Below are 12,850 nucleotides of genomic sequence, written 5' to 3'. Positions count from 1 at the left end.
TTAATAGTATTACGCTTTATCCTATTTCACCTATTTTACAAGGTGAAGCAAGATTTTTGGTAGATGAGTTGATTTTTAATATACTAATCTTAGAAAAAGGAATGGAGGGTTTTTAATGAAAGCAATTACCATTAACCGATATGGAGATAAAAATGTATTAGAAGAACAAGACGTCGCTTTTCCAGTGCCAACTCGTGACCAAGTAATCATTGAAGTATATGCAGCATCAGTCAACCCGATTGATTGGAATATCCGCAATGGCCTTTTTAAAGAAATGTTACGATTCTCTTTTCCAATTATACTAGGATGGGATGTGGCAGGGAAAATCGTCGAAGTCGGATCAGATGTAACCAATTTTCAAGTTGGAGATGCCGTGTTTGCCAAGCCAGCTCTCTCCCCTAATGGCAGTTACGCTACTTATACTGCAGTAAATAGCAACTATTTAGCAAAAATCCCTGAAAATTTATCATTTGAAGAAGCTGCCTCGATTCCATTGGCAGGACTTACTGCTTGGGAGAGCTTAGTAAAACTAACAAACTTACAAAAGGGCGAAAAAGTGCTTATCCATGCTGGAGCAGGTGGTGTAGGGAGTCTCGCTATTCAAATCGCCAAATCGATTGGTGCCTATGTCGTTACTACCGCTAGTCAAGCAAATGAGGAATACGTCAAAAACCTTGGCGCAGATCAAGTGATCGATTATCGAACAGAAGATTTTGAACAAGTTCTTCATGATATTGATGTCGTACTAGACACCATCGCTGGGGAAACATTAGAAAAAAGTTGTCGCGTAGTGAAGCCTGGTGGTCGTATTGTGTCCATTCTCGGAAATCCAGATCAAACACTCGCAGATGAATATAATATTAAGGTATCTGGCTATTGGGTATTTTCTAGCGGCTTCGGTGATGATTTAAAGCAAGTAGCCAAATTGCTTGCTAATGGTAAAGTTAAACCTCAAGTTGGACATGTCTTTGATTTCACAGAAGAAAATATTAGAAAAGCACATGAGTTGAGCGAAAGTCATCATGCGAAGGGCAAAATTGTATTGAAAATGAAATAATAAAAACGTTGCCTCACGATGATGACAGAGGCAACCTCTGTTAGGTAAGCCTGTTCGTTATTAGAAACGAGCAGGCTTTTTATGATAGGTCATTTGTAATTAATAATTACCTAGGTCGCTGACTGGTGTTTGAACGATGACAGGATACTTTGAAGGGTTAATCCATTTTAAGATAGATACCATATTTCCTTGTAATCCCCCTGGACACCCTAACGTATGATCGTTAGCGACATGGAAGAAAATTGTACTTCCCTCTTCCCTTATCAGGCATACGACTAATATTGTAAGTAACCACAGATCCATACGTATAAGCGGCTTTGACAAAAAATTAGTACACCATCTATTGCAACGATAAAAACTAAAGAAGAAGCTATTATAATAAATGATTGCTTTGACAAAAAATCACCTTTGCCCTATTCTATTGTCGTTAATTGTACCATCTAACGACAATAAAATGGTTTATAAATTTCCGAAAATATGGAATTAGTCTTATTAGAATTATAGAATAACCAATGTGTTTTGAGTTATGAACCGATGTGCTATCATTAAAGCAAAGCAATTATATGTTTTGTTTGTTAGAAGGAGGATGAACATGAAATTACAACGCCTTGTCTATAGTGTTCTCACCATTACTTTTTTTGTTTCAGTGGGGTTTTCTATCTACTTTTTTTCACAAGCAAGAGCAAGTAATGCCCGTATATTGGAAGCGGATACAAACAACTTACCAATTCCTCGCTATCATTTTGCCTTAATTGGAGAGGAATTAGAGCATGATTATTGGGAGTTAGTAGGCCAAGGTGCAAAAGATACCGAAGAAGAATATGAAATAGCGATTGAATATGAAGGTCCTAGACGATCCAATCCAGAAGAACAGAGGAAATTGCTTGATATGGCAATCAAATCAAAAGTTGATGGGATTATCGTTCAAGCTGTAAACAATTCCTTCCTTCCATTAATTAACAAAGCAGTAGATCAAGGGATTCCCGTTATCACTATTGATACTGATGCAGCAAAAAGTAAGCGTTTTACTTATATTGGAACAGATAATTATGAAGCGGGTCGGTTAGCAGGTGAAGAATTAATTGAACAAACAAACGGTTCAGCAACAGTCGGCATTGTAACTGGAAGTTTTGATAACGCGCATCACCAATTACGTGTACAGGGATTTCAAGATGTTATTGAACAAAAAAGTGATATCAGTATTGTTGCAATTGAAGAATCTTCTATTACTCAAGTGATTGCCGAAGAAAAAGCACAAAATATGTTAACCAAATACCCTGACATAAACGCTCTCTTTGGAACAAGTACACACGATGCAACTGGAATGACGGAAGCAGCAGAATCCTTAGGAAGAAGCAATGATTTATATATTATCGGATTTGATACATTAGAGGAAAATTTGCAACTACTTAAGCAGAATAAAGTTGATGCACTAATTGAACAGGAGCCTTATGCAATGGGGAATCGAAGCATCGATTTAATGATGGATATAATGGAGAATAAAGAAGTAAAAGATGTCTATCATACGGACACTTCAGTTGTAACAAAAGCAGATTTGAGTGTGATCAATGAATAAAATTCGCACAAAACTACTCGTTTATTTTGTTGCCATCTTAGTTTTAATGATTGCCTTATTTTTTATCCAGCATCAAAATTCACAGCGCATCATTGATTTACATAACCAAAGGTTAGATAAGTACTTTCTATTAAATGAAATCACACAACAAACCGATCAAACCTATCAGTCATTGCAAATTTATGTCAATGAAACAACTGAAGAAAACCATCAGTATTTTCAAGAAAATTACCAGGAATTCAAACGTTTACAACACAAGTTTGATTCAACTGCTACCCATTCCGTTGATAATCAGAACTATATGAATCTACTTTCTAGTTTTATAGATTTGATGAATAACACAACAGACGCGGTTGATGCAGAGAATATTGATCAATCTTCTCATTACTACAATGAAGCCGGAACAACCGCCTCCTATATCCATGAAAAAACACTGGAATTAATTAATAATGAGTTAACCGCCTATGAAAAAATTGTGTCACTAGAAAATCAACGTATGCAAAACATTCGAAATATGAGTACAGCTGTATTTTTATCTGTTATTTTACTGAGTATTTTATTTGCTTTGTGGTTCTCAAATGGCATCACTCGGACAATTAATAAACTTACCAATGCCGCAAAGGAAATAGCCACCGGAAACTACCAAATTAATGACATTTTTGTTTCAAGAAAAGATGAGCTTAGGTTGTTAACAGATACGTTTAATCAGATGAAATTTAATGTAGTTGAAGCTATTCGAGAAATGAAAGAAAAAGCACGGCTGAATCAACTTTTGAAAGAGATGGAATTGCAATCCTTACAGAATCAAATGAATCCGCACTTTCTGTTCAACACATTAAATACAATATCGAAAACAGCTTACATCGAAGGCGCGGAACAAACCAATGAATTGATTTCATCCACTTCTAAATTGCTTCGCTATAACATTGGTAATTTAGATAAAGAAACATACTTAAAAGATGAAGTAAATGTAGTTAATGAATATTTTTTTATTCAACAAACCCGATTTGGCGATCGTGTCTCATTTCGTCAATACATTGATCAACAATGTCTCTCTATCCCTATGCCACGATTAACGTTACAGCCCCTTGTGGAAAATGCCTTTATTCATGGGATTGAAAACATGGCGACATCAGGGGAAATTCGATTAAATATTTATCAAAAACAACAAACCATTATGATCGAGATTATTGATAATGGGAAGGGCATGTCACAAGAGAAGGTGAATCGATTGTTAGGCGATGGTCAATCAGCAGATGGAACCCAACAAAAAAGCGGGCACTCCACAGGAATTGGATTACGCAATGTGATCGATTATATTTGTTCGATAGTCGAAGCACCGTTGCGATTGAATCAAGAGTCGGAGTAGGTACAAAAATAACGATTCAATTACCGAGGTGAAAAAAATGATTAAAATTATGCTTGTCGATGATGAAGCAATCGAACGGAAAGGGCTGCAAATGCTTCTGAACAAGCACCGTCCAGATAGTGAGGTTGTAGCAGAAGCAGGAAATGGAAAAGAAGCAATAGATTTAGCAATGATGACAGAACCAGATCTGATTTTTATGGATATAAAGATGCCAGAATACGATGGAATATATGCAGCAGAACAAATTCTAACGTCACGTCCTAAAACAAAAATTATCATGGTTTCTGCTTATGACACGTTTGATTATGCCAAAAAAGCAATGAAATTTGGAGTAAAAGAATATTTACTAAAACCAAACAGTGTAGCTGAAGTTCTTACAGCTTATGACGCCATGGTCCAAGAGGTTGATCAAGAAAATATGTTACAAAGTTGCTTAAAACAAGCGAATGGATTAATCGAAATGGAATTCATCCTCACATTACTGTTAAATCATGTGCACGATTTTGACACTGAATCATGGTCAGAGTGGCTTCATGTTGATGATATGAAGGGTTTTGTCATCGTGCTTTTATTTCAGTCTGAACACCCAAGCGTTACCCATCAAGACAAACAGGGATGGTATGCGAGCTTAAAAAACGTTGTCGCTAAAACACCTTATCAAATCTTATTGGGACCGCTAACAGGTTTTCAAGTGCCTGCGTTTGTAAACTACGACGCCACTAATTTTAACATTTTTGCAAGATCAATCATACACCAGCTACAACGAGAATTGACTAATTTAAAAGTAAAAATCGGAGTCGGGAATGCCATTGATAACTTAGAACAATTCGCCACATCATATGAACACGCCATGCACGCACTGGAACAAGTGCAAGATAGTCAGGCGAACTATGCAGTTTATAATAATCAAGCAGCTACTACGAAAAAGACGCTTGTTCCTTTTGCCGAAGAAAAAAGAATACTTGAAGCGATCAAAAAAGGAGATGAAACTTCGATTGATCAATTATTTGATCGTTATTTTATGTCATTACAGCAAAATGCGAATTACCAGCTTTCTATAATCAAAAAAGCAATGACGAACTTTTTTGTTATTTTACATCGTGTCATCAATGAACTTGGACTTACGCTTGATACAGAGATGGAATTTTCTCAATTTAATACACCTTATCAAATAAAAGAGGCCGCTAAAGCTCATCTTTATTATGTAATGCAACAAATAAAAGATTGGCGTGATTCTGGCGTTCGAGGTTTGTTATTACAAGCAAAGGCTTATATGGAATCCAATTTCGAAAAAAATATCAGCCTTGAACAAGTTGCCACGGATATTGGACTTAGCTCCTATTACTTCAGCAAATTATTTAAAGAATATTTTGAGGTAACGTTTATTGACTATCTTACCCAAATGCGATTAGAGCGTGCCAAGGAATTACTCGTAAATACCAACTATTCGTTGAAAGAAATTGCTCTTTCTACTGGATATAAAGATCCAAATTATTTTAGTCGTGTTTTTAAAAAAGAAATCAATCAAACGCCTAGTGCCTATCGTAAGAATCATAAGTGAACACATGGAATACGTGCTGGATAACAAATAAATCTAGTATTTAGCAAAAAAATGAAGATGATAGCGCTACCAAAAAATTATGTAGATGATAAATTATAAGTAAGTCAAAAGAATTTTCTATGCGGCTCAACTTGATTCAATAATACTATCTACACATAATGGAGGGGTACTATGGAAAAGAAACATTCGTTTTGGTATGTCATCTTGATTGCTGCTGCTGCAGGAATGGGTGGTTTGCTTTATGGTTTTGATACCGCAGTTATATCCGGAGCTATTGGTTACCTACAAGAACTATATAATTTAAGTCCTGCCATGGAAGGTTGGGTCATTTCTTGTGTGATGATCGGTGGTGTTATCGGTGTCGCAGCATCAGGGTTTTTGAGTGATCGCTTCGGTAGAAAAAACATCTTAGTGATTGCAGCAATTTTCTTTATTATTTCTGCATTAGGATCCGCTTTTGCAGTTAGTGTAACGATGCTTGTTTTTGCACGAATTTTAGGTGGATTTGGTATTGGTTTTGCTTCGGCTTTATCCGTTACCTACATTAGTGAGTGTGCACCACCAGCTATTCGTGGACGCTTAGGTTCGATGTATCAATTGTTTACCATTATCGGTATTTGTGCGACGTTTTACATTAACTACGGTGTCGCAAATAGTGGTACCCATGCCTGGGGATTAGAGTTAGGTTGGCGCTGGATGCTTGGATATGGAACTATCCCAGGAATTATCTTCTTGTTCTTGTTATTTTTCATTCCTGAAAGTCCAAGATATTTATATCAAAAAGGACACGATCAAGAAGCATACAAAACTCTAAAACGAATCAATGGCGAAGAGATTGCTAAAAAAGAAGAAAAAGAAATTAAAACTTCAATTGAAATGGAGAAAAGTACTTCTGTTAAAGAATTAGTAAAACCAGGATTGAGAATGGCATTAGGAGTTGGAATATTTTTAGCGTTATTTAATCAAGTAATCGGAATGAATGCGGTAACATATTATGGACCTGATATTTTTCGAAGTATTGGTTTTGAAAATAACACAGAATTCTTAGCAACAAGTATCATTGGTAGTGTCCAAGTAGTCTTTACCATCGTAGGGATCTTTCTAATTGATAGTCTCGGCAGAAAGAAATTGATGGCGATTGGTTCAGCATTAATGGCAATATTTATGGGCTTGATTGGAAGCGTTTTTTTCTTCGACCCAGCTAATGCAGGGATATTATTAATTATCTTTATTGCTGGATTTACAGCTGCATTTTGCGTTTCAATGGGACCAATACCTTGGATTATGATTCCAGAAATTTTTCCAAATCACATTCGCGCAAAAGCGGTTGGAATTGCTACCATCTTTTTATGGGGCGCAAACTGGGCAATTGGACAGTTCACTCCGATACTAATCAATAACATGGGAAGTACCTTTACATTCTGGATGTTCGCGGTAATCAATGTGATCTGCTTTACCTTTGTTATGACGATTGTGCCAGAAACAAAAAACAAAACATTGGAGGAAATTGGACTACTTTGGAAAGAAAAAGGAAAAGATAAAATTACAACAAACCAACAACCAGTAAATGACTCGTTATAAACATTTTGAGTAGGCGATCGTAACCGCCTACTCTTTTTTTACTTTAAACTCAACACTATATTCGATGGTTTTTTCGATGCTACTTAAACAATTTCTTCAATAACTTAAACAGATCGAAGGTGGATTTTTGGTATACCTTATTGGAAGCATATTTTTTGGGATTCCTAATCCAGCCTTTTCCTTTAGGCATTTTTATACCCGTTCGATGTACCACTTGGCGTTTTAAACTTGTTTTAGCAGCAATTCGTTTCTTTAAGCTTGGTTTTCGCATACCAAGCTTCATGTATTGAACCTCCTATCTTTAGTTAGTGTTAGATTGCTTTTTCAGCTGCTAAAAGGATGCTTCCAGTAATTCCAGCATGATCAACTAAACCTGGTGTCACAATATATGAATCCAAATCTGGTATGGCAACGTAATCATTTAATAATGCTTGGAATGATTGACGGATAAGTGGCAGCAAATGCTGTTGTTTCATCACGCCGCCCCCTAAAATTAATTTTTCTGGACGTAGGATTAATGTGTACGTCATTAATGCTTGCGCAATATAATAAGCTTCTTGCTCCCAATATGGATCGTCTTTCGCTACCATGTTACCTTTTTTACCAAGTCGCTGCTCAATAGCCGGTCCTGCAGCGAGTCCTTCCAAGCAGTCGCCGTGATAAGGACAAGTACCTTCAAAAGTATCCGCTGAATGTCTACGTACAAGGATATGTCCCATTTCTGGATGACCAAATCCTTCAACAATTTTCTCATTTAAAATGGCGCCACCACCGATTCCAGTTCCAATCGTAAGGTAAAGACAAGATTTAGCTTGTTGCGCACTGCCACGGCGATATTCCCCGTAAGCAGCAGCATTTACATCCGTTGTCCAAGCAACAGGGATATTGTATTTATCCTTTATTGCACCTACGAAATTATAATTATTCCATCCTTTTTTAGGTGTAGACGTTATGTAGCCATACGTATCCGAATCAAGATTCACATCAATTGGCCCAAAAGAACCAACCCCGATCGCTTGCAGTTGATATTGATCAAAAAAAGCAAAAACCTTTGTCATTGTCACTTCTGGCACAGTAGTGGGAATACTAATTGCTTCAATAATTTCAAAATTTTCATCGCTTACAGCACAGACAAACTTTGTACCGCCAGCCTCAATACCACCATAATACATCACATCAAACCTCCGCTATATTGTTTTTGAAAACGTTATACATATAATGTATCACTCTATTAAAAAAAGATAAAATATTTTTTTATCTCGTTTTAATCATTTAATGATGTTTTGCTAGATTGCGTATCGAAGAAGAACAACCTGGCGCTGCGGTGGATGATCTTCGACTACTGAGCGCCGATGTTCAGCTTCTGAACGCCGATATTTGACGTGCTCATCGAGAAAACGGTCCGATGAGTACTTTTTTGTTTGCAAAAAGGTTGAGATTGCAAATCTAATCTAAGCAGTTCATAATATATAATAGAAAATGAGAGAAGAGGTGAGCACTGAAATGGCAGAAACGCACCGATTTACGAATGACGAGGAACTGGCTAATTCAATTACGCATGGTATCGGCATTCTTATTAGTATTGCCGCATTGGTTTTGTTAATTGTGTTTGCTTCATTACAAGGAAGTGCTTGGCACGTTGTTAGTTTCACATTATTCGGAGCGACGATGGTGCTGCTCTATACGTCATCAACTATTTTGCATAGTCTTCGTGATGGCAAAGCCAAAGATGTATTCGAAATTCTAGATCACTCGTCCATTTACTTTTTCATTGCCGGCACCTATACACCGTTTTTATTTGTTGTTGTGCAAGGTACTGCTGGTTGGACTTTATTTGGTATTGTCTGGGGACTTGCTATTGGTGGAACAATCTTCAAAATATTCTTCGTAAAAAAATTTCTATTTATCTCCACCATTCTTTACATTGTAATGGGTTGGTTAATTGTTTTTACATGGGGACCATTAACAGAAAAAATTGCGCCAAATGGAATCATACTACTTGTGATCGGAGGAATTTTGTATACCGTTGGTGCCATTTTTTATATGTGGCGATGGTTTAAATTCCATCACGCCTTATGGCACTTGTTTGTATTAGCAGGAACGATTCTCCACTTTTTCACGGTCATATTGTATGTGCTCCCAATAAATTAATGGACAAATCAAAGTGTAAACACTTGATTTGTCCATTTTTTCACTTATCAACTAACTTCCCTTTTTGTAAAACTCTCTCTTGGACATCAATAGCTAACGTTTCAGTTAATTGATCTAATTTTTTCAATTCTGCATCTGTTACTAAGGATAGAACCATGCCACCAGTTGATCCGACTCGACCGGTCCTTCCCGCTCGATGTAGATAACTGTCAGCTTCCCTTGGCACATCCATTTGGATTACGCTCGACAAACCTTTTACATCTAATCCACGAGCAGCTACATCTGTAGCTAACAACAGTTGTACCTCTCCTTTAGAGAATAAGCGAATGGCTCTTTCGCGTTGTTGTTTACCTACTTCTCCGTGCAAAGGTTCGACACTTATCCCCATATACGTTAACTTCTCTGCAGTGACATTTAAATCACCTATATTATCAAAAAACACAAGCATCTGTTCTTCTGAATGACGAGCCAAACTACGCAAAACATCAATTTTCTTCCGCTCTTCGCAACGGAGATATTCATAGGACACGTGAGGTGTGCCTGCTTCCTCTTGGTCGATTCGAATGACTTCGGGCTTATCCATAAAACGTTGCGATTCTTCTGCTAATGCTTCATCAATTGTAGCAGAAAACAGGAGTAACTGGCGTTCGTTTGGTGTGGCCTTGATAATACCGAATAAATCATTGCGGTGTTCTGGCACTAACAATTGATCCGCTTCATCTAAAACAATTCCATTCAATTCATGGACTTTAAACTTTTTTTGTTTAATTAGTTCTAGTACTCTTCCCGGTGTACCAACAACAATTTGTGGCTTTTTCTTTAGTTTTTCGATTTGGCGTTTGATATTCGCACCACCAATTAACATGATACTGTTAATGGCTGATCCAACCGTCCATTGTCTAACGACTTGATGAATCTGAGCTGCTAATTCCTGTGAAGATGCCAAAATTAGCACTTGCGCTTGTTTGATGGTAGGATCTATTTTCTCTAATAAAGGAATAAGATAGGCGACAGTTTTCCCACTACCAGTAGGTGATACCGCTACGATATCCCTGCCGTCATAGATAGCGTTAAATGTTTGTTCTTGAATCGGTAATGGTGCAGTAAACTGGGCAGATTTCCATGCTTCTTGTAAAAATGGCTGTAAATTATCAGTAAACATATTGCTCTCCTTTTTCATCATACATCTGACCTTACTTTCCAACTATATCATAAACCATAGCATTCGCGTATGTTATCTTGTTTATCCTACCGTTCCTGGTAGAAGTTTGATATTATTGATAAACTAATTACAATAAAAAATCTAGAAAGGAATTGATAATTGCATGGCGATTACTATTAGTGAAAAAAATATCCCTGAATTGCAACAGGCACTACAAGCAAGAGAAACTACTTCTGTTGAACTTGTAACGTCTTATTTAGAAAGGATTTATACATACGACCAAAGTGGACCTGTGCTGAATTCTATTAGACAAGTGAATCCTGATGCTTTACGAATAGCAGAATACTGTGATGAAAACCGTGGGAAAACCGAACAAAGCCCCCTTTACGGAATACCAATTGTGATCAAAAACAATATCAACACGGAAGAAAAAATGGCTACGACAGCTGGTTCGGTAGCTCTAAAAAATAACTATGCGCCCGAAGATGCCTTTCTTGTTAAGCAACTTCGCGCGGCTGGTGCTATCATTCTCGCCACCACAAATTTAACTGAGTTTGCCAACTTTATGGCTTATGATATGCCGAATGGATATAGTTCGCTTGGCGGTCAAGTATTGAATCCTTATGGACCTGGTCATTTCGATGTGGGTGGTTCAAGTGCTGGCACTGGGTCTGCTATTGCCGCAAATTTCGCCGCAGCTGGTATTGGTACGGAAACATCTGGCTCTATCCTCAGTCCAGCTAGCAGCAATTCGTTAGTAGGTATTAAGCCCACAGTTGGTCTTATTAGTCGAACTGGAATTATCCCTATCTCCCATAGCCAAGATACCGCTGGCCCAATGACCCGTTGTGTGGAAGATGCAGCTATATTACTAACTGCAATTGCTGTAAAAGACCCTGAAGATCCAGCAATGGAAAATTTCCCGGGGAATACGTCAAAAGATTACACAGTTCATTTACATAATCAAGCATTACATGGAGCTAGAATTGGTATCGATCGCGAAGCTTTTTCATCCCTTTCTGAAGCAGAACAACAGGTCATGGAGCAAGCAATTGTCGATATGACAGAGCAAGGTGCAATCATAATTGATTCAATCAACCTTGCGCAACCTGACTTAGATATGGTCGTGATGAAGCATGAATTCAAGCATGATTTAAACGCTTATTTAGCTAATGTATCGGCTGGCGTATCTGCCCATTCCTTAGCAGATATTATCCAGTATAATCAAGCACATAAACATATTGCTTTATTATATAACCAAGCATTACTTAGTGATTCAGAAGCAATGAGTGATGATCCGAATGATCCCGCTTATCTCAAGAGTAGGGAAGCAGACATTTACTACAGTCGTGAAGCAGGGATAGATAAAGTAATGAATGAACTTGCGTTAGATGCCATTTTATCTCCCAATAATTTTGGAGCAGGTCTACCTGCTAAAGCAGGCTATCCTTCTATCACGGTGTCTGCAGGTTATACGCCAGAAGGAAAACCAGTTGGGGTAACTTTCACCTCTTATGCTTATCAAGAACCAACTTTGATCGCGCTTGGTTACAGTTACGAACAAGCCACCTTACACCGCAAACAACCAAATCTTTCATAATGAAAAATAGTTGTTTGCGTCATGTATAAATTAAAGCATAGTCGAAATACTGTCTTTTCCTAACGTGGTATTTTAACTATGCTTCATTCTTATCAACTTAGTTAACTATTGATCATATTGTTGTCGCTTCATCACTCGTTTTATCTTTGGTTTAGCAAATCTTCCCCAATTCTTGACAGCACTTTCCGTAACACCTGCTGCTCTCGCAATCTGTTTGTTTGTCTGTTGGTGAAAAAATTTCCCTTCAAACCAAGTCATCTGATCCTTACTTAATGTTTGCTTAATTGCTTCTAATAAATAGGGATCAAATGGAAGTTCATTATTATAGCTTAACGACTCCGCTTGTACATAGTGCATGTATTGTTGTTGCTTTTCCTTCCGCTTATTTTCTTTTCGTATGATCGTAAAAAAAGCCTTTTGAATGAGGAAATACGCATAAGTTGAAAACTCCCCTTTGGTCGGATCATAGGATTGCTTCGCTCGCCATAATGCGATTACTCCTTCTTGATAAAAATCTTTCTCCCTATCTCGGATATGGTATTTATGCAACAGATGATAAATCATTGGTTCGAATTGTGCTACTAATTGTTCAAAATGCAAATCATCGTTATTCACCAGTTTGTCCTTTTGAGCAAGGTACCTTCTCGCTTTATTCCGTCGGTACTACAAGCATAAAAGACTTTGATTTGAATGGCAGATAGCGTATTTTTTATAAGTGCTGTCAAAATTGAAAAATATAGCGGTATTTGCCTTAATTTATACGTCAAAATTGAAGTTTATGAACAGTTTTGCT

Annotated in this window: 12 protein-coding genes; 7 read left to right on the top strand and 5 right to left on the bottom strand. The window is 37.3% G+C overall.

Going from position 1 to position 12,850, the window contains the following annotated elements; translation table 11 throughout:
* Window positions 1–115: 115 nt before the first annotated feature.
* Complete coding sequence (locus DES48_RS05490; RefSeq protein WP_113867520.1) at window positions 116–1,057, top strand: NADP-dependent oxidoreductase; 942 nt, start codon at window positions 116–118, stop codon at window positions 1,055–1,057.
* Window positions 1,058–1,156: 99 nt separating this feature from the next.
* Here DES48_RS05490 and DES48_RS15780 read toward each other — a convergent pair whose 3' ends face one another.
* Window positions 1,157–1,381, bottom strand: a complete 225-nt coding sequence (locus DES48_RS15780; protein WP_147232384.1) for a hypothetical protein — start codon at window positions 1,379–1,381, stop codon at window positions 1,157–1,159.
* A gap of 268 nt (window positions 1,382–1,649) precedes the next feature.
* Here DES48_RS15780 and DES48_RS05485 point away from each other — a divergent pair, with 268 nt between their 5' ends.
* From DES48_RS05485 to DES48_RS05470, 4 genes are all read left to right on the top strand, one after another.
* Window positions 1,650–2,633, top strand: a complete 984-nt coding sequence (locus tag DES48_RS05485; protein ID WP_113867518.1) for a sugar-binding protein — start codon at window positions 1,650–1,652, stop codon at window positions 2,631–2,633.
* Window positions 2,626–4,002, top strand: coding sequence for a sensor histidine kinase (locus tag DES48_RS05480; RefSeq protein WP_245911304.1), 1,377 nt, complete (start codon window positions 2,626–2,628; stop codon window positions 4,000–4,002). The genes DES48_RS05485 and DES48_RS05480 overlap by 8 nt, the downstream gene beginning before the upstream one ends.
* Window positions 4,003–4,039: 37 nt before the next feature.
* Window positions 4,040–5,563, top strand: coding sequence for a response regulator (locus DES48_RS05475; RefSeq protein WP_113867517.1), 1,524 nt, complete (start codon window positions 4,040–4,042; stop codon window positions 5,561–5,563).
* A gap of 171 nt (window positions 5,564–5,734) precedes the next feature.
* Window positions 5,735–7,144 carry a sugar porter family MFS transporter gene (locus tag DES48_RS05470; RefSeq protein WP_113867515.1) on the top strand — a complete coding sequence of 470 codons (1,410 nt, stop codon included), beginning with the start codon at window positions 5,735–5,737 and terminating at the stop codon, window positions 7,142–7,144.
* 79 nt (window positions 7,145–7,223) lie between these two features.
* On the opposite strand, the gene DES48_RS05465 is transcribed toward DES48_RS05470, so the two are convergent.
* Together DES48_RS05465 and DES48_RS05460 are read right to left on the bottom strand one after the other, a co-directional pair.
* Window positions 7,224–7,427 (bottom strand): hypothetical protein, encoded by a 204-nt coding sequence (locus tag DES48_RS05465; RefSeq protein ID WP_113867513.1) that lies wholly within the window; start codon window positions 7,425–7,427, stop codon window positions 7,224–7,226.
* A 28-nt stretch (window positions 7,428–7,455) separates the two neighbouring features.
* Complete coding sequence (locus DES48_RS05460) at window positions 7,456–8,316, bottom strand: ROK family protein (protein WP_113867511.1); 861 nt, start codon at window positions 8,314–8,316, stop codon at window positions 7,456–7,458.
* Between the two features lie 331 nt (window positions 8,317–8,647).
* Here DES48_RS05460 and trhA point away from each other — a divergent pair, with 331 nt between their 5' ends.
* Complete coding sequence (trhA, locus tag DES48_RS05455) at window positions 8,648–9,295, top strand: PAQR family membrane homeostasis protein TrhA (protein WP_113867509.1); 648 nt, start codon at window positions 8,648–8,650, stop codon at window positions 9,293–9,295.
* 40 nt (window positions 9,296–9,335) lie between these two features.
* Here trhA and DES48_RS05450 read toward each other — a convergent pair whose 3' ends face one another.
* Window positions 9,336–10,457, bottom strand: coding sequence for a DEAD/DEAH box helicase (locus DES48_RS05450; protein WP_245911303.1), 1,122 nt, complete (start codon window positions 10,455–10,457; stop codon window positions 9,336–9,338).
* Between the two features lie 163 nt (window positions 10,458–10,620).
* Here DES48_RS05450 and DES48_RS05445 point away from each other — a divergent pair, with 163 nt between their 5' ends.
* Entirely contained in the window at window positions 10,621–12,057 is a 1,437-nt protein-coding gene (locus tag DES48_RS05445; RefSeq protein WP_113867505.1) for an amidase family protein, read from the top strand.
* Window positions 12,058–12,162: 105 nt separating this feature from the next.
* Here the strand turns inward: DES48_RS05445 and DES48_RS05440 are convergent, their stop codons facing one another.
* The gene (locus tag DES48_RS05440; RefSeq protein ID WP_079710690.1) at window positions 12,163–12,672 is read right to left on the bottom strand and encodes a sigma-70 family RNA polymerase sigma factor; all 510 of its coding nucleotides are present in this window, start codon (window positions 12,670–12,672) and stop codon (window positions 12,163–12,165) included.
* Window positions 12,673–12,850: the final 178 nt, after the last annotated feature.

It is taken from the genome of Paraliobacillus ryukyuensis (genome assembly GCF_003315295.1).
In the GTDB taxonomy this organism is placed as follows: Bacteria; Bacillota; Bacilli; order Bacillales; family Amphibacillaceae; genus Paraliobacillus; species Paraliobacillus ryukyuensis.
The sequence above is the reverse complement of the archived record's forward strand: the minus strand, read 5'-3'. Positions and strand labels throughout refer to the sequence as shown.